Annotated in this window: 14 protein-coding genes and 1 pseudogene; 10 read left to right on the top strand and 5 right to left on the bottom strand. The window is 43.6% G+C overall.

Translation table 11 applies throughout. The features are described from left to right. The first annotated feature begins 12 nt into the window (after nucleotides 1-12). The 3 genes from FTU01_RS09210 (at nucleotide 13) to FTU01_RS09200 (ending at nucleotide 3,947) form a co-directional block, all read left to right on the top strand. On the top strand, nucleotides 13-1,383 hold the full coding sequence (locus tag FTU01_RS09210; RefSeq protein WP_166139125.1) for a uracil-xanthine permease family protein: 1,371 nt from the start codon (nucleotides 13-15) through the stop codon (nucleotides 1,381-1,383). A gap of 66 nt (nucleotides 1,384-1,449) precedes the next feature. Next, on the top strand, nucleotides 1,450-2,484 hold the full coding sequence (locus FTU01_RS09205) for a methyltransferase (protein ID WP_180138851.1): 1,035 nt from the start codon (nucleotides 1,450-1,452) through the stop codon (nucleotides 2,482-2,484). Then, nucleotides 2,484-3,947: an amino acid permease gene (locus FTU01_RS09200; protein WP_180138850.1), complete on the top strand. Its 1,464-nt coding sequence runs from the start codon at nucleotides 2,484-2,486 to the stop codon at nucleotides 3,945-3,947. The genes FTU01_RS09205 and FTU01_RS09200 overlap by 1 nt, the downstream gene beginning before the upstream one ends. A 55-nt stretch (nucleotides 3,948-4,002) precedes the next feature. On the opposite strand, the gene FTU01_RS09195 is transcribed toward FTU01_RS09200, so the two are convergent. Together FTU01_RS09195 and omp38 are read right to left on the bottom strand one after the other, a co-directional pair. Then, nucleotides 4,003-4,536: a peptidase C39 gene (locus FTU01_RS09195; RefSeq protein ID WP_180138848.1), complete on the bottom strand. Its 534-nt coding sequence runs from the start codon at nucleotides 4,534-4,536 to the stop codon at nucleotides 4,003-4,005. A 103-nt stretch (nucleotides 4,537-4,639) separates the two neighbouring features. After that, nucleotides 4,640-5,689: an outer membrane protein Omp38 gene (gene omp38, locus FTU01_RS09190; RefSeq protein ID WP_159123679.1), complete on the bottom strand. Its 1,050-nt coding sequence runs from the start codon at nucleotides 5,687-5,689 to the stop codon at nucleotides 4,640-4,642. 375 nt (nucleotides 5,690-6,064) lie between these two features. Here omp38 and FTU01_RS09185 point away from each other — a divergent pair, with 375 nt between their 5' ends. From FTU01_RS09185 to FTU01_RS09175, 3 genes are all read left to right on the top strand, one after another. Then, entirely contained in the window at nucleotides 6,065-6,586 is a 522-nt protein-coding gene (locus FTU01_RS09185; RefSeq protein ID WP_180013538.1) for a GspH/FimT family pseudopilin, read from the top strand. 112 nt (nucleotides 6,587-6,698) lie between these two features. Then, complete coding sequence (locus FTU01_RS09180; protein ID WP_180018447.1) at nucleotides 6,699-7,874, top strand: acetyl-CoA C-acyltransferase; 1,176 nt, start codon at nucleotides 6,699-6,701, stop codon at nucleotides 7,872-7,874. A gap of 186 nt (nucleotides 7,875-8,060) precedes the next feature. Then, nucleotides 8,061-8,516 carry a VOC family protein gene (locus FTU01_RS09175; RefSeq protein ID WP_179993197.1) on the top strand — a complete coding sequence of 152 codons (456 nt, stop codon included), beginning with the start codon at nucleotides 8,061-8,063 and terminating at the stop codon, nucleotides 8,514-8,516. A 52-nt stretch (nucleotides 8,517-8,568) separates the two neighbouring features. On the opposite strand, the gene FTU01_RS09170 is transcribed toward FTU01_RS09175, so the two are convergent. From FTU01_RS09170 to FTU01_RS09160, 3 genes are all read right to left on the bottom strand, one after another. Then, nucleotides 8,569-9,054, bottom strand: coding sequence for a DUF934 domain-containing protein (locus FTU01_RS09170; protein ID WP_180138845.1), 486 nt, complete (start codon nucleotides 9,052-9,054; stop codon nucleotides 8,569-8,571). After that, entirely contained in the window at nucleotides 9,047-10,690 is a 1,644-nt protein-coding gene (locus tag FTU01_RS09165; RefSeq protein ID WP_159123674.1) for a nitrite/sulfite reductase, read from the bottom strand. Before FTU01_RS09165 ends, FTU01_RS09170 begins: the two co-directional genes overlap by 8 nt. Nucleotides 10,691-10,916: 226 nt before the next feature. Beyond that, nucleotides 10,917-12,041 carry a CaiB/BaiF CoA-transferase family protein gene (locus FTU01_RS09160; protein WP_180052856.1) on the bottom strand — a complete coding sequence of 375 codons (1,125 nt, stop codon included), beginning with the start codon at nucleotides 12,039-12,041 and terminating at the stop codon, nucleotides 10,917-10,919. 213 nt (nucleotides 12,042-12,254) lie between these two features. Between FTU01_RS09160 and FTU01_RS09155 the strand changes: the two genes are divergently transcribed. The 4 genes and pseudogenes from FTU01_RS09155 to FTU01_RS09140 all read left to right on the top strand — a co-directional run. Continuing rightward, the gene (locus FTU01_RS09155; RefSeq protein ID WP_004785199.1) at nucleotides 12,255-13,265 is read left to right on the top strand and encodes an AraC family transcriptional regulator; all 1,011 of its coding nucleotides are present in this window, start codon (nucleotides 12,255-12,257) and stop codon (nucleotides 13,263-13,265) included. Between the two features lie 224 nt (nucleotides 13,266-13,489). Continuing rightward, the gene (locus tag FTU01_RS09150) at nucleotides 13,490-14,695 is read left to right on the top strand and encodes an acetyl-CoA C-acetyltransferase (protein ID WP_159123672.1); all 1,206 of its coding nucleotides are present in this window, start codon (nucleotides 13,490-13,492) and stop codon (nucleotides 14,693-14,695) included. 10 nt (nucleotides 14,696-14,705) lie between these two features. Continuing rightward, nucleotides 14,706-16,838 carry a 3-hydroxyacyl-CoA dehydrogenase NAD-binding domain-containing protein gene (locus tag FTU01_RS09145; RefSeq protein WP_180052854.1) on the top strand — a complete coding sequence of 711 codons (2,133 nt, stop codon included), beginning with the start codon at nucleotides 14,706-14,708 and terminating at the stop codon, nucleotides 16,836-16,838. 101 nt (nucleotides 16,839-16,939) lie between these two features. Continuing rightward, nucleotides 16,940-17,023 (top strand): annotated as a pseudogene (locus tag FTU01_RS09140) (IS1595 family transposase); the annotation flags it as partial.

The following is a 17,023-nucleotide window of genomic DNA, read 5'->3' as shown; positions in this document are numbered from 1 at the left end:
TTGCATTGACACATGTCTGATTTTAATCAATCTCCTCTTTCTAAAGATCAACTTGACCTTGTCTACGGCCTTGAAGATCGTCCTAAACCGTTTATCGCATTTTTAGCCGCATTCCAGCATTTATTGGCCATTATTGTCCCAATTGTAACGCCAGGTTTACTGATCTGTCTGGCATTGGGTGTGTCTAAAGAAGACACCAACATGATCTTGTCCATGTCTTTGGTGATCTCTGGTATCGCAACTTTCTTACAATCCAAGAAAGTGGGTCCCTTTGGCGCAGGCTTGCTGATTGTTCAGGGTACAAGTTTTAACTTTATTGGCCCAATCATCGGGATCGGTTCAGCGATGGTCGCTGCAGGCACACCGGTAGAAGCGGTGATGGCTTCGATCTTTGGTGTAGTGATTGCAGGTTCATTTATTGAAATGGGCGTGTCACGCATTTTGCCATGGGTGAAGAAACTCATTACTCCACTAGTAACGGGTATTGTAGTTCTATTGATTGGTTTAACCTTGATTAAAGAAGGTCTGATCAGCATGGGTGGTGGTTATCAAGCCATGGGTGACAAAACTTTCGCCAATGCAGATAACCTGATCATGTCATGTACCGTTCTGGCATTAATTATTTTACTGAACCGTGTGCGTATTACCTGGGTAAAAAGCTCAGCAATTCTGATTGCACTGGTTGTGGGTTATATCCTTGCCGGCTTTATGGGTCATCTCAACTTTGATGGTTTAAAAGATGCACCTCTGGTTCAGATTCCTACCCCAATGCATTTTGGTTTAAGCTTCTCATGGAGCTTATTCATTCCAATGGCATTCATTTACCTGGTGACTTCACTAGAAGCCATTGGTGATATTACCGCAACATCAAAATTATCGAATCAGCCAGTGGATGGTCAAACCTGGATGAATCGCATTAAAGGTGGTGTGTTAGTGAATGGTGCTAACTCTCTGCTTGCAGGCTTATTTAATACCTTCCCAAGTTCAGTTTTCGCACAAAATAATGGTGTGATTCAATTGACTGGTGTAGCTAGCCGTTATGTTGGGATATGGATCGCAGCACTCCTTGTGATTCTAGGTCTACTGCCTGCTGTTGCAGGTGTGATCCAAGCCGTTCCTCAAGCTGTGCTTGGTGGCGCAGTGATGGTGATGTTTGGTGCAGTCGCTGCATCTGGGATTAATATCCTGTCTGGTATTCACTTAGACCGTCGTGCCCTGCTGATCATTGCAATCTCGCTTGCACTTGGCTTAGGCGTTGCACAGGTACCTCAGATTCTGGAACATCTTCCTGAATTATTCCGTAACATCTTTAGTTCCGGTGTTGCGACAGGCGGTATTGCAGCCCTCATATTGAATATTGTCCTTCCTGAAGTAAAGAAGTAATTTCATGTCCAAAAAACACTGTCTGAGTTGGACTCGGACAGTGTTTTTTCTATTGGAGAAAGATCTATGGATCCTAAAAGCGAAGTTTTATTAAGACAATATGATTATTTGTCTGGTCGCGTATTGCTGGTAAATGCCCCGACCGATGAGCTTCTTGCTGAATGTGGTGAATCTATCCAGCCCTTTGTTTGGACATGGAATTATAATGATTTTCAATATTTCCAGTCACAGCAGGCCCAGATTCATTTCGGCGCAGAATTTCCTGATCAGGAATTTGATCAGGCAGTTATTTTCGTACCTAAATCAAAAGAATTATTGAATTATCTGATTCACAATATTGCAGCCCGATTAAAACAAGGCAGCAGTGTCTTTCTGGTCGGTGAAAAGAAAGGTGGCGTAGAGCGTGCGGCAAAGCAGCTACAGGCTTATGGTAAACTCATCAAGCTCGACAGCGCACGACATTGCCAATTGTGGCAATTGACTCTAGACTGCACGGTCGAAGCAAAAGCGTTGGCAGATTGGGCACAGACCTATACAGTGGCCACACCAAAAGGTGATTTGCAGATTTGTGCACTTCCAGGTGTATTCAGTCAGGATCATCTGGATGTAGGAACAGCGGTGTTCTTACCCTATTTATCTCAGGTGACCTCAGGCAAGATTGCCGACTTTGGCTGTGGTGCAGGCGTGATCAGTGCTTATTTATCCAAACTGAATCCTGAGAACCGTATTTTTGCTCTGGACGTGGATGCCTTTGCCTTGGCTTCTACTCAAATGACATTTGAGAAAAATCAGCTCAGTCCTCAGCAGCTGGAAATTAAAGCTGTGTCAGGTATTGAAGATGCACCGCTCTTTTTACATGCCATTGTCAGCAATCCTCCTTTCCATCAGGGAATCCAGACCAATTATGCGGCCAGCGAAACTTTATGCAAGACTTCGCGTCGTCATCTCAAGTCTGGCGGTGAATTATGGATTGTGGCAAACCGTTTCTTAAATTATCCAATTTTAATTGAACAAAGTTTTGGCCAATGTACAGTCAAAACTGATCAACAAGGTTTTAAAGTGCTCTTCGCCAGCACTCAAAAAAATGCTAAGGAATCATGATGAGCGAAACTCAGAACAGCGTGCAGCTGCAGCGTAAGCTTGGTGCTCGTCATCTCAATATGATCGCGATTGGCGGGTCTATCGGTACAGGTTTATTCCTGGCCTCAGGTGCGACTATTGCCAGCGCAGGCCCGGGTGGCGCACTTCTCGCCTATGCCCTGATTGGCGTAATGATTTATTTCTTGATGACCAGCCTTGGAGAACTTGCGACTCATAATCCGACCTCGGGCGCATTCTTTACCTACGGTACCAAATATGTCGAAGGTGGTTTCGGTTTCGCTTTAGGCTGGAACTACTGGTACAACTGGGCGATTACCGTTGCCTTTGAACTGGTTGCCGTACAGTTCATTATGAAATTCTGGTTCCCTGATATTCCGGGCTTTTACTGGAGTGCGATCTTCCTCGCTGTGATCTTTGGGATTAACGCTCTCACAGTAAAAGGTTTTGGTGAATCAGAATTCTTCTTCTCATTAGTGAAAGTTCTGGCAATTATTGCCTTTATCATCATCGGGATCTGGATGATTGCCAAGATCATGCTCACACCGGGTGTTTCGGCATTTGCAAACTGGAGCGTAGGTGAAGCGCCTTTTGTAGGCGGTTTCCAGGCCTTGATTGGTGTTGCCATGATTGCCGGATTCTCGTTCCAGGGTACCGAGATGGTTGGTGTAGCGGCTGGTGAATCTAAAGATCCGCGAAAAACCATTCCAGTCGCGATCAAGCAAATCTTCTGGCGAATCCTGCTGTTCTATATCGTATGTATTTTCATTATCGGTACATTGGTTGCTTATAATGATCCGCGTCTCTTACAGGCAGCTGCAACTGAAGATATTGCCCTTTCTCCATTCACTTTATTGTATGAGAAAGCAGGTTTTGCTTTTGCAGCCAGTATGATGAATGCGGTAATTCTGACTGCGATTCTGTCTGCAGGTAACTCAGGCATGTATTCTTCGACCCGTATGCTGTTCGATATGGCACGTAAAGGCAGTGCGCCTAAGCTGTTTGCCCATCTGGATCCACGCGGTGTACCGATGAATGCCCTGTATGCGACCACGGCGATTGCGGCACTATGCTTCTTGACCACATTCTTTGGCGAGCAGGAAGTCTTTAACTGGTTGCTGAATATGTCAGGTATGTGTGGCTTCATTGTCTGGCTCGGAATTGCGATCTCACATTACCGCTTCCGTAAAGGTTATCTGGCTCAAGGCTATCAACTTGAAGGTCTAGCCTATAGAGCTAAATTCTTCCCGTTCGCGCCTTGGTTTGCCTTCGTCCTTTGTTCAATTGTTGTTCTAGGTCAAAATTATCAAGCTGTCCTAGATGGTGAGTGGTTGGCTGTCCTTTCTACTTATATCGGTATTTTATTATTCCTGGTGATCTGGCTAGGTTATAAGTGGAAATATAAAACCAAACTGGTTTCCTATCAGGAGATGGATGTTCGACCGATGAATATTGAAAAACACTAAGTTCTCACCTTTATTAAAAAAGCAGCTCAAGTAGCTGCTTTTTTATATTCTGAAATCAGCTATGACGCATGACAAAATTACGGTCATCAATCACGATGACTTGCTGACAAATACCTTTTACTCGACGCTGCTGTTCGAAAACTTCTTTAGACATAGCATTAAAACTATCAAAGAAACTGATTTCTTTTTCATTGATTTCATAAATTAATGAATGGTTCCCTACCCCTTCCAGCGTATCGTAGAACACGATTACAAAACGGCCTTTATCTACTGATTTTTGAATATCTGTATAAGAAAGTGGATATTCATGAACAGACACTTTGAGTTCTTGTGCTTTTTGATAAAACTGGATTTCAAGCGGCTGTTTATCGGGATCAGTTTCTGTAAAAAATTCAACATCAAGCCCTAGTGTTTTAAGTGCAACAGCGAGTGCAATACTTGAAGCTCCCATCTCATCATTATGCTGTGTCAATTGTACTAAATCAGGAATATGCAGATCTATTCCATAATGATGAAAGATCATCCAGATCGCATAAATACCACTATTAGCTTCCAGACTTTGTAAGTCTTGAGGAAGTTCTATGCTCATGCTTTAACTCAAAATCAGTTTCGAGCAGCAAGTGTATGCAAAAAACAGCCATAAAAAAAGCGACTCAAAGAGTCGCTTTTTTTAATCACTGTTCAATAACGAATTATTGAGCAGCTGGTTGTTCAGCTAGAACAGTACGGCTACCAGTGATTGTCGCGAATACACGACGGTTCATAGCACGACCTTCTTTAGTGTTGTTGTCAGCAATCGGTTGATCCCAAGCGAAACCTTGAGTAGACAAACGAGATGCATCTACGTTGTATTCGTTAACAAGTGCAGATTTAACAGAGTTAGCACGAGCTAGAGATAAACGTTCGTTCAATGCACGTGGACCAGTGCTGTCTGTGTGACCTTCGATACGAGCAGTTGCGTTTGGATATTCAACTAGCTTCTCAGCAACTTTCGCGATTTCTGGTTTGTATTGGTCTTTGATGTTTGATTTATTCGTATCAAAGAACACGCGAAGTTCCATGTTCAGGTCTTCAGTCAACTCTTGTGGAGCTGGAGCAACTGGAGCAACCGGCTCAACTGGAGCAACTTCTACAACGTCAGCAGCTGGTTTCAAACGGCCACCTAGAACTACGTTAAGACCAGCAAGTGCTGTATAGTTCCAGAATTTTTCGTCAAAGTGGTAAGTACCACGAGCTTCAGTACGTAGCGCTAAAGCATCGTTGATGTGCCAGAATGCACCGATACCAGCATTACCTAGTGTACCTTCTTCTTCATCACCACGAGTACCGCGTTCTACACCATCAAATTCATATTTGTAGTGACCAGCACCTAACAATGCATATGGTTTGATTTTGCTGTCATAGTTGCCAGTGAACACATCAGAAGTTGCATAGAAGTTACCTGCGATGTTCTGACCTTTGTATTCTGCTCCAGGAGCAGCGCCATCTACATCACCTTTAACCTGGCTATATTCAGCTTCAAAACCTAACCATGGAGTTAGTTCAACACCAATCGCAGCACCTACAAACAAATCATCCTGTAATTCAGGACCACTTGTTAGTTCACCATCATTACCGTCATTGTTGTGTTGGGTGTCTTGCCAAGTATAACCTAACATTAATGGAGTAACAGTTACGCCTGCGTTTGCAGCAGCAAAAGGAGCAGCTACAAGCATTGCTAAAGCAATACGACTCATTTTCATGGATTTATCCTCCAGAGATAACAATTGTTGTTCAAGCTCAAGCCTTCTAATAGGCCATTCTGAGATAGGCTTTTTTTACCCCAGTGTTATTTTTAAGCTATTCACTGCGCATCATACAAACACTTTATTATTTTTCCAAGTGCTTGATTAATCTAATCAAGTAAATTATTGACAAAATTACTTACAATTTCCGTTGTAATTCAGTAATTTTTTACTCAATTTTTTGTTGTGAATCGCCTATTGTCATTGCCAATTTATTTTTAAGCGCCTTTTTGAATTTTGAGTAAGGCATTTCTTACTCGCTCAATTAAGCATAAAAAACGCACAATTAATAGCATGTTTCAAATAAAAATAATATATAAATCAGGTAACTCTATGTATAAAAAGATAACAAGAGCGTTCACTATTGTTGAGTTAATTATCTGTATTGCCCTTATCGCAATTGTGGTCACAATTGCCTTGCCTTACTTTCATGATTATCTATCCAAGCAGGAAGCTAAAAATATTCCGATGAAACTTACAGCAACCAATCGTTATGCACGCAGCCAGGCAGCTGTGTTTCACCAGAATATTGTGATTTGTCCTAGTCAAGATTCATTAACCTGTCAAGCAAACCAATGGAATAAAAATTTGCTGGTATTTATTGATAAAAACCGTAATCGTCAAGTCGACAATGACGAACAAATTTTACACATTGAACAACTTAATCTTAAATACGGTAACTTGAGTTGGCGAGGTGCTTTAAGTATGCCGAACGTAACTTATCAAGCCCAGACGGCTTTACCAATTGGATCGAATGGCAGCTTTTATTATTGTTCTACTCACCTTTCGTCCCAGCAACGTATTGTCTTGAATAAAATGGGACATATCCGGATCGAACATCTGGCCTCCTGTTAATAAAACCCTAGAGTCTATGATTTATCCAGATTAGGACTTTAATCCTGTACTTTTTTCAATATACTGCTTAGGTTCGAGAAAAAATGATCAAAACTTATAGGGAGATATAACAATGACTGACATCGTAATTGTCAATGGCGCACGTACAGCGATGGGCGGCTTTCAAGGCAGCTTGGCTAGCGTTACTGCACCTGAACTGGGTGCTGTCACCATCAAAGAAGCGATTGCTCGTTCAGGCTTGCAGCCAACCGATATTGAAGAAGTCATTATGGGTTGTGTACTCCCGGCAGGTTTAAAACAAGGTCCTGCTCGTCAAGCGATGCGTAAAGCGGGTCTGCCTGATTCTACAGGTGCCGTCACCATCAACAAATTATGTGGTTCAGGCATGAAAGCAGTTATGCAAGCGGCAGATATGATTAAGGCAGGTTCTGCAACTTATGTAGTTGCTGGTGGGATGGAATCCATGACCAATGCGCCATATGTATTGCCAAAAGCACGTGGCGGTTTCCGTATGGGTCATGGTGAAATCAAGGATCATATGTTCCTCGATGGTCTGGAAGATGCTGAAACTGGTCGCCTGATGGGCTCATTTGCTCAAGATATGGCGAATACAAAAGGCTATACCCGTGAACAGATGGATGAGTTTGCAATCCGTTCACTGAAACGTGCTCAAACTGCAGTCAATGAAGGCTACTTTGCTGATGAAATCGTGCCAGTCACTGTTTCCACCCGTAAAGGTGATGTCGTAGTTGATAAGGACGAACAACCTTTCAATGCCAATATTGACAAGATTCCAACTTTACGTCCTGCTTTTGCAAAAGACGGGACCATTACGGCAGCAAATGCCAGCTCTATTTCAGACGGTGCCTCTGCCCTTGTGCTGACTTCAAGCGACAATGCAGCAGCTAAAGGTTTAGCGCCTTTGGCTAAAATCATTGCTTATGCTTCAAACTCCCAGCATCCATCTGAATTCACGATTGCGCCAGTGGGTGCGATTCAGAAAGTTCTGGATAAAACTGGCTGGAAAGCTGAGGAAGTTGACCTTTGGGAAATCAATGAAGCGTTTGCTATGGTCACCATGTGCCCAATGGATGAGTTCAAGCTTGATCCTGAAAAAGTCAACATCAATGGTGGTGCATGTGCGCTCGGTCACCCGGTTGGTTCTACAGGTTCACGTATTATCCTGACCTTGATTCATGCATTGAAACGTACAGGCGGTAAACGTGGTATCGCTGCGCTATGTATTGGCGGTGGTGAAGCAACTGCGGTCGCAATCGAACTGATCTAATTCTTTTATAATCAATTCGTAGAGAGGGCTTTTATAGCCCTCTTTTTATTTTATAAATATTTCATTTTTTTATTATCTATCCATAAAGTAAATTCTTTTAATTACATTTTCATAAAGCTTCTTTATCAATCAGATTCAATTCAGGGCGTAAATTAAAGGGATTCAGAATAAGAAAAGGAATCCTGCATGCGACTTAATCACTATCTCAATTTCCAGGGTGAAACCGAAGCTGCCTTTACCTTTTATCGTTCGGTATTTGGTGGCGAATTTTCCAGTCTAACCCGTTATGGAGATACGCCTGGACAGCAAGGAATTGATTTATCAGATGAAGAAAAAAATCTGATTTTGCATATCTCACTTCCAATTAATGAATACACAGAGCTCATGGGCTCTGATATCAATGACAAACTCTGTACTGAAAATACACCAGCATTTAGTAAGGGTACTAATCACTATATTGCGATTATTTTAAGTGCCAATGAACAGGATGAAGCCAAACGACTCTATGAAGCTTTATCGGTGAATGGTCAAATCGAAATGCCTTTAGAAAAAACCTTTTGGGGTGCGCTTTATAGTGCCTTTACGGATCAATTCGGAGTGCAATGGATGATTAACTGCCTACTTGAAGAACGTGCACCCTAAGATTTAAATACAAAAAAGCCTCCAGATGGAGGCTTTTTTAGTTGAAGGTGAATTAAGCCCCAGTTTGATAATTCGGCGTCGGTACTGCTGTAGAAGCTTGGTAAGGATTGGTAAAATCACCCAAACCTGCAGCTGCTTCCTGAATATCTTTACCTTCTTTAATGACAAAAGTATCGAAACCAGAACGCTTCATGTAGTTCAAGACATCTTTGAACACATCACCAGTCGCACGCAGCTCACCCTGGAAACCTTGACGGCGAAGCAATGCAGCAAATGAATAACCACGGCCATCATTAAAACCTGCAAACTCAATAAAAATAGCATCAAGTTGGTCTACTGGGAATTCATTGGTTTCAGGTGAAGCATCAACCGTTAAGTACAATGCTTTTTTACCAGAAATATTGGCAATCTGGTCTAACTGCTCTACAGTCAGAACTACATCACCCTGTGGCAATACACCATCTTCACCAATTAGCTGGTAAGTGTTATCTGCAATTGTGCCATCTTTAGAGAGCACTTGTAGTGCGGTATTAAGCATATGCGCGCTCCTTGAATGGTTGAATGCCGACACGACGATAAGTATCGATAAACTCTTCACCGTCCTGACGCAAGTCAAGATAAGTATTCAGAATTTCTTCTACGATATCCGGCACCACTTCTGCAGCAAATGATGGCCCAAGAATGTCACCAATAGAGGCATCATGATCCGCATTACCACCTAAAGTGATCTGATAGAATTCAGCGCCTTTTTTATCTACACCCAGTATTCCGATGTTACCTACATGGTGATGACCGCAGGCATTCATACAACCTGAAATGTTCAGGTCCAGTTTACCCAAGTTGTAAATGGTATCCAGATCATCAAAACGGCGTGAAATCGCTTCAGAAATTGGAATGGATTTCGCATTCGCTAGTGAGCAGAAGTCACCACCTGGGCAGCAGATAATGTCAGTCAAGAAACCGATATGCGCACGTGCCAGGTTATGCTGATCCAGCGTCTGCCACAATTCGAACAGGTCTTTTTGTGGTACATCTACCAGCGCAATATTTTGCTCGTGAGTCGTACGCAGTTCACCGAAGGTGTACTTGTCTGCAAGATCTGCAATCAGGTTCATTTCCTCAGTGGTCACATCACCCGGTGCAATGCCTGCACGTTTCAGTGAAATCGTGACAATACGATAACCTTTCACTTTATGTGCATTGGTATTGATGTTGAACCATTGCTTAAACTTCGGATACTGAGCAAACAGCTCTGTGAAGTCTTCATCTGCATAATCCTGGTAATCAAATGGAGTAAAGTTTTCATCCATTCTCGCCAGCGTTTCAGCATCAATCTTCAACGTTTTAACAGTATGTGCAAATTCGGCTTCAACTTTCTCAGCAAAGACTTCAGGCGTCAGAGCTTTTACCAAGATTTTGATACGCGCCTTATATTTGTTGTCGCGACGGCCGTGCAGGTTATAGACACGTAGTACTGCTTCAAGATAAGCAATCAGGTCTTCACGTGGTAGGAAGTCACGAATAAAACTACCAATTACTGGCGTACGGCCCAAGCCACCACCGACTTTAATTTTATAACCGATTTCTCCAGCTTCATTTTTTACGATATAGACACCGATATCGTGGAATGAAGTTGCTGCACGGTCAATCTCTTCCAGCGCAGATACCGCAATCTTGAACTTACGTGGCAGGAAAGCAAATTCCGGGTGGAAAGTTGACCATTGACGGATCAATTCACAGGTCGGACGTGGATCTGCAATTTCACCTGCCACCACACCTGCATACTGGTCAGTGGTAGTATTACGGATACAGTTCCCTGAAGTCTGGATCGCATGCATTTGCACGGTTGCCAGTTCAGCCAGCATATCAGGCACGTTTTCTAGTGCAGGCCAGTTAAACTGGATATTCTGACGGGTTGAAACGTGTGCATAGCCACGATCATACTCTTTCGCCAGATCAGCCACTTTACGAAGTTGTTTAGAATTCATCAGGCCATAAGGTACCGCAATACGCAACATAGGCGCATAACGTTGTACATAAAGACCATTTTGAAGGCGGAGCGGACGGTATTCATCTTCCGTCAATTTGCCCGCTAAATAACGTTCCGTCTGGTCACGGAACTGTGCAACACGTTCATTAATCAGTTGCTGATCGAAATCAGTATATAAATACATGGCGTACAGCTAGTAGTTTCTATTATATCGTCGGCAAGGATAACGACATTGAATCTATCAATAAAATGCTTTTTATACATATTTCATAGCGATTTTATTGATAAGCCTAGCAAACTTTCAATGATATAAAGCTTTAGATCAGCTTCTTCTGATTTTTAACGTGAATGATTTATTTTTTAAATCTTTAGCAGTTTTTTTCATAAACCAAAATGAGAAAGTCGCTCAATTACCACTCTTTGGTTTCGCCTAAAGCCTGACCAATAAATTGATATCGCATAGTTGATCTTGAAAACTTGATCGGGCAAGCCAGTTGAGCTTCGGTTTGCTCCCGCTGATCTACTTTAACTGGTACCTGCACCACCCATTCGCGTTGCTGTGCCAACTCAGAATGCAGGGCTTCATCAAGCTTTAATACAGGCTCGACACAGAAATCCGCCTGAGAAAATAAGGCTTGCCAGTGAGATAGAGGTTGGGATCTGATTTTATCGCGAATTGCCTGTTTTACTAAGGCATGATCTTCAGGCGCGAAAGAAGCACCTTTTTCCAGAATAATCGGCAAATCCAGCAATTGTGCCAGACCTTGCATGAATTGAGGCTCCAGACTGCCTATTGATAGATAGCGATCATCCTGAGTCTGATAATAGTCATAAAAGGTACCGCCATTTAAGTAACCTGATTCTATCTGCTGATGCTGATTACCCGCCAGACTAGCAGAAGCTGCCATATTATTTAATGTCGCCGCGCAATCGGTCATGGAAATATCAATATATTGTCCCTGACCACTGCTCTGCCGCTCAATCACCGCTGCCAGAATGGCAACCAGCGCATGCATGGAGCCACCCGCGACATCGGCAATCTGGATCCCCATTGCCGGTGGTCCGCTTTCGATCCGGCCACTATGCCCAGCAATCCCAGATAAAGCCAAATAGTTAATGTCATGCCCTGCCCGATCTTTATATAGACCCGTTTGGCCATAACCGGTAATCGAGCAATAAATTAAGCGTGGGTTGAGCGCACTGAGCGTTGGATAATCCAGACCAAGCCGTTGCATCACACCTGGACGAAATTGCTCTACGACAATGTCATAATCTGCAATTCGGGATTTGATTTGTTCAATATGTTCGGGATTCTTTAAATCCAGTGCGACAGAATGTTTGTTTCTGTTCAGATAATTATGCGTTGTGGCCTGTCCATGTGCAAAAGGTGGCATTAAACGTACCAGATCGGGACGTGTGGGTGATTCAATATGCACAACTTCTGCACCCATGTCTGCAAGATATAATGTGGCAAATGGACCGGGCAATAATGTAGAAAAATCTAATATTTTCAAACCTTTTAATGCATATGACATTGGAGTTATTACTCTATTTATATCGCTTTTTGTCTCATCATAAGAACATAAATGCCCAAAAACAATGTCATGTTCAGCCATTTACCTTGATAGTTTCGGCAATTTAACATGTAAGAAAATGGTAATTGGATTCTTGTAAATTGCCATTGATTTTTTATTTTTTGTCATTTAGGTCAAATATTAGTGAACATTAAAGAGACTGAAGGATTAAACATGAGTCGTGATACGATCAGTATCCATTTCGTCAATGCAGCCTTATACGGCGTTAAGCGCCTGGGCATGGATGTCGATACTTTATTGTCTCACGTTGGGATTGAAGCCGAGCTTCTGCATCAGCCCAAGGCCCGTATTTCGCCTGAACAATATACCCGTTTTATCAAGATGCTCTGGATGGTGACCCAGGACGAACATGTCGGTTTTGACAAACAGCCGCGTCGTCTGGGCACTTTCGCGATTATGTGCCAGTTGATCATCCATGCCAAAACACTGGGCGATGCACTCGAGCTTTCTTCTCAATTCTACAAACTCTTTGGTGATGATTGGTCTGTAACCCTGGAACGTGACAAGCATGAAGCGCGCCTCGTTCCCCTGATCCCAAATTCGATGGATCCGGAACACTTTATTACTGAAAGTATGTTGATGATCTGGCATGGTCTGGCATCGTGGTTAATTGAACGTCGTCTGCCGCTGGAACGTGTACATTTCAGCTACCCTCGCCCTGCGCATGCAGATGAATACGATGCGCTGTTCTTTGCACCTGTGATGCAGTTCGATATGCCGCGTACTGAAATTACCTTTGCAGCAGATTATCTGGATTTGCCAATTCGCCAGAATGAAGAAACTCTGGAAGAATTCCTGAAAGCAGCACCTGCTCAACTTCTAGTTAAATTTAAAAATACCAACTCGCTGACTTCGCGGATCCGGGATGTATTGAAGAGCCAGATCGGTGAAGAAATGCCGACCTTAAACGATGTTGCATCGATGCTCTATCTATCCCCACAAACCCTGCGTCGCCGTCTTGCTGCCGAAGGCAAGAGCTATCAGGGCGTGAAAGATGCGCTACGTCGCGATGCTGCGATTCACCTGTTATTGAATCCGGATTTAACGTTGGAAGACGTGGCACAACAGGTGGGCTTTAGTGAAACCAGCACTTTCCACCGTGCTTTCAAAAAATGGACAGGGGTAACACCAGGCCTATACCGTCAGTTACACGGTTACCATTAAAAACCTTGCTCTAAAAATGTATACTTGAAAAGTATCGTTTATTAAGCGCTACAAGCCCCTAGCCCAAGCTCCAGACTTGGGCTTTTTTATGCCCGCTTTTTAATCCATCAAGACTGACCAAATTGTTCAAATGATCTGGTCCGTTCTCGTCATTGCACTTCAAGATTTAATCATTACACTCGAAGCATTAGAACAATTTCAGTAAAGCAAGAAAAGGATATTGTATGAGCGAGGCCTATATTATTGATGCCATTCGCACGCCACGCGGAAAGGGAAAAAAAGACGGATCATTACATGAAGTTAAACCAATTAGTTTACTGACTACGCTCTTAAATGAACTGAAAGAACGCCATAACCTGGATACATCTCAGGTGGATGATATTGTGCTGGGCTGTGTGACTCCAATCGGTGATCAGGGTGCAGACATTGCCAAAACTGCTGCAATTGCCGCAGGCTGGGACAATGATGTGGCTGGCGTTCAGATCAACCGTTTCTGTGCTTCGGGTCTGGAAGCTGTAAATCTGGCAGCACAAAAAGTTCGTTCAGGCTGGGAAGATCTGGTCGTTGCGGGTGGTGTTGAATCCATGTCTCGCGTTCCGATGGGTTCTGATGGCGGCCCGTGGGCATTAGATCCTGAAACCAATATGGCTTGCGATTTTATTCCACAAGGCATAGGGGCTGACCTGATCGCGACCATTGATGGTTATAGTCGTGCAGATGTAGATCAATTCGCCGAGCAATCACAAAAGAAAGCGGCAGCAGCCCAAGCGAATGGTTATTTTGATAAATCTATTATTCCAGTGAAAGATAAAGCTGGCGTCGTGATTCTAGACAAAGATGAATTCATTAAACCGACAACAACTGCAGAAGGCTTAAGTGCATTAAAGCCAAGTTTTGCAACGATGGGCCAGATAGGCTTTGATGCTATCGCCCTACAGAAATATCCGGAAGTAGGCTCTGTAAACCATGTCCACCATGCAGGTAATTCTTCAGGCATCGTAGATGGTGCAGCAGTCGTATTACTTGCCTCCGAACAGGCAGTGCAACAGCAAAATCTCAAGCCACGCGCCAAAGTACTGGCAACAGCGCTAGTTGGTGCCGATCCAACCATTATGCTGACCGGCCCTGCCCCGGCTGCACGTAAGGCTTTAGCCAAAGCCGGACTCACTATTGATGATATTGATCTGTTTGAAGTCAATGAAGCTTTCGCTGCTGTGGTGATGCGCTTTATTAATGAAATGAAAGTTGATCCTGCCAAAGTCAATGTCAATGGTGGTGCCATTGCCATGGGACATCCACTCGGTGCGACCGGCGCCATGATTCTAGGCACTTTACTGGATGAACTGGAACGTCAAGGTAAGAAACGTGGACTGGCTACCCTGTGTGTGGGTGGTGGTATGGGCATCGCAACCATTATTGAGTTGGTATAAGGAGATCAGCATGAGCGCAATTCAATATCAAAAAACTGAAGATCACATTGTCATTCTGACCTTTGATTCTCCGAACCAGTCCGCCAATACCATGAATGCCGACTTTCGTACGGCTCTGGAAGAAGCCGTTGCCCAGTTACAGGCTGATGAACAGATTGCCGGGATTATTTTCCGATCAGCAAAAAAAACATTTTTTGCTGGCGGTGATCTGGATGAGTTAATTCAGGCGACGCCTGAACATGCCACCGAATTCTTCAATATGATTGAAGATATGAAAGCCAAACTGCGTTATATCGAAACGCGTGGCATTCCAGTAGTGGCAGCTTTAAATGGTACAGCCTTAGGCGGTGGTTGGGAAATTGCTTTATGTGCCCATCATCGTATTGCGCTGAATGATGCCAAAACCAAGTTTGGTTTGCCTGAAGTCACTTTAGGCTTGCTGCCAGGCGGTGGTGGTATTGTCCGTATGGTTCGTCTACTAGGCCTGCAAAATGCCTTACCTTTGCTGACGGAAGGCAAACAGTTCGGTGTAGAGAAAGCCAAGTCTTTGGGACTGGTGCATGACACAGCCGACTCACTGGATGAGTTACTAGATAAATCTATAGCCTGGATTAAACAACATCCGCAATCTCAACAGCCTTTCGATGTAAAAGGCTACAAAATTCCGGGAGGCTCTCCTTCTTCGCCTGCCGTTGCACAGATGCTGGCCATTGCTCCTGCGATGTTGCGTGATAAAACCAAGGGTTGTTATCCAGCACCAGAATCTATTCTCTCCGCTGCGGTTGAAGGTGCTCAGGTTGATGTCGATACTGCGCTAAGAATTGAGTCGCGTTATTTCACCTATCTCGCTACCGGCCAGATTTCCAAGAACATGATCGGTACATTCTGGCATGGCATGAATGCCATCAAGTCGGGTGCCAGCCGTCCTAAAGACTTTACGCTATGGAAAGCCACTAAAGTAGGTATTTTGGGTGCAGGCATGATGGGTGCTGGTATTGCCTATGTCACTGCCAGTAAAGGCATTCAGGTGGTGCTGAAGGATATTTCGGTCGAAACTGCGGAAAAAGGCAAAGCGTATAGCCAGAAATTACTGGATAAAAAAGTGGCTCAAGGCCGCTTAACAGCCGAAAAACGTGACCAGATTTTAGCTCTGATCCATGCTACTGCGAACATGGCAGATTTAGCAGGTTGTGACCTGATTATTGAAGCAGTATTTGAAAATCAGGAACTCAAAGCCAAAGTTACTCAGGAAGCAGAGCAATATTTATCAGCCAACGGTGTAATGGCATCCAATACCTCAACTCTACCCATCAGTGACCTAGCTCAAGCCTCTCAGAATCAGGCAAATTTTATCGGTCTGCATTTCTTTAGCCCAGTCGACAAAATGCAACTGGTCGAGATCATTAAGGGGAAAAATACTTCAGCAGAAACACTGGCCAAGGCATTTGACTATGTGCAGCAAATTGGCAAGCTACCGATTGTAGTGAATGACAGCCGTGGCTTCTTTACTAGCCGTGTCTTTGGCACCTTTGTACAGGAAGGATTACGTTTGCTTGCCGAAGGTGTGCATCCAGCTCGTATTGAAATGGCTGCACTGAAAGCCGGTATGCCAGTCGGACCACTTGCTATTCAGGATGAAGTCTCTCTGACGCTTTCTGAGCATGTAGCTGCAGAAAGCCGTAAGGCTCTGGCTACACAAGGCAAAGAACGTCCAAGCACCGATGCGGATGCCGTGATTCAAACCATGATTCATGAGTTTAACCGTAAAGGCAAAGCTGCTGGTGCAGGTTTTTATGATTATCCTGAAGGAGGCAAAAAGCAGCTGTGGTCTGGCCTAGAGCATTGGTATAAAGAAGTGGATATTTCTGAACAGGAAATGATAGACCGCTTCCTGTTTGTTCAAGCCCTCGATACTGTGCGCTGTCTGGAAGAAGGTGTGCTGGAGTCAGTGGTCGATGCGAATATCGGGTCAATCTTTGGAATTGGTTTTGCCGCCTGGACGGGAGGTGCTGTGCAGTTCTTGAACCAGTATGGTTTAACCAAAGCCTTGAATCGTGCTGAAATCTTGGAACGTAAATATGGCGAACGTTTCAAAGCGCCACAGTTACTCAAACAGAAAGTTGCTGAAGGTCAGCGTTTTTAAAACCTGAGTCTAAAAAGAGGAGCTTAGCTCACTGCTGTCCCATAGTTTGCTTTAAATAAAAAGGCTCTAGACTAGCAAAATGATTATGTTAGTCTAGAATCATGATAGAAAACAGTAAATTAAGTCACTACAAGATTAAAAAAATTATTCAATGCTTTTGTGTTGATATTCCTGCTTCCAAAACA

The organism is Acinetobacter sp. YH12043 (genome assembly GCF_013419915.1).
Taxonomy (GTDB): Bacteria; Pseudomonadota; Gammaproteobacteria; order Pseudomonadales; family Moraxellaceae; genus Acinetobacter.
The sequence above is the reverse complement of the archived record's forward strand: the minus strand, read 5'-3'. Positions and strand labels throughout refer to the sequence as shown.

What these genes read in the sequence shown, in the direction of transcription:
- FTU01_RS09210 (WP_166139125.1), top strand. Translation starts at nt 13, where the DNA reads ATGTCTGATTTTAATCAATCTCCTCTTTCTAAAGATCAACTTGACCTT.
- FTU01_RS09205 (WP_180138851.1), top strand. Translation starts at nt 1,450, where the DNA reads ATGGATCCTAAAAGCGAAGTTTTATTAAGACAATATGATTATTTGTCT.
- FTU01_RS09200 (WP_180138850.1), top strand. Translation starts at nt 2,484, where the DNA reads ATGAGCGAAACTCAGAACAGCGTGCAGCTGCAGCGTAAGCTTGGTGCT.
- FTU01_RS09195 (WP_180138848.1), bottom strand. Translation starts at nt 4,536, where the DNA reads ATGAGCATAGAACTTCCTCAAGACTTACAAAGTCTGGAAGCTAATAGT.
- omp38 (WP_159123679.1), bottom strand. Translation starts at nt 5,689, where the DNA reads ATGAAAATGAGTCGTATTGCTTTAGCAATGCTTGTAGCTGCTCCTTTT.
- FTU01_RS09185 (WP_180013538.1), top strand. Translation starts at nt 6,065, where the DNA reads ATGTATAAAAAGATAACAAGAGCGTTCACTATTGTTGAGTTAATTATC.
- FTU01_RS09180 (WP_180018447.1), top strand. Translation starts at nt 6,699, where the DNA reads ATGACTGACATCGTAATTGTCAATGGCGCACGTACAGCGATGGGCGGC.
- FTU01_RS09175 (WP_179993197.1), top strand. Translation starts at nt 8,061, where the DNA reads ATGCGACTTAATCACTATCTCAATTTCCAGGGTGAAACCGAAGCTGCC.
- FTU01_RS09170 (WP_180138845.1), bottom strand. Translation starts at nt 9,054, where the DNA reads ATGCTTAATACCGCACTACAAGTGCTCTCTAAAGATGGCACAATTGCA.
- FTU01_RS09165 (WP_159123674.1), bottom strand. Translation starts at nt 10,690, where the DNA reads ATGTATTTATATACTGATTTCGATCAGCAACTGATTAATGAACGTGTT.
- FTU01_RS09160 (WP_180052856.1), bottom strand. Translation starts at nt 12,041, where the DNA reads ATGTCATATGCATTAAAAGGTTTGAAAATATTAGATTTTTCTACATTA.
- FTU01_RS09155 (WP_004785199.1), top strand. Translation starts at nt 12,255, where the DNA reads ATGAGTCGTGATACGATCAGTATCCATTTCGTCAATGCAGCCTTATAC.
- FTU01_RS09150 (WP_159123672.1), top strand. Translation starts at nt 13,490, where the DNA reads ATGAGCGAGGCCTATATTATTGATGCCATTCGCACGCCACGCGGAAAG.
- FTU01_RS09145 (WP_180052854.1), top strand. Translation starts at nt 14,706, where the DNA reads ATGAGCGCAATTCAATATCAAAAAACTGAAGATCACATTGTCATTCTG.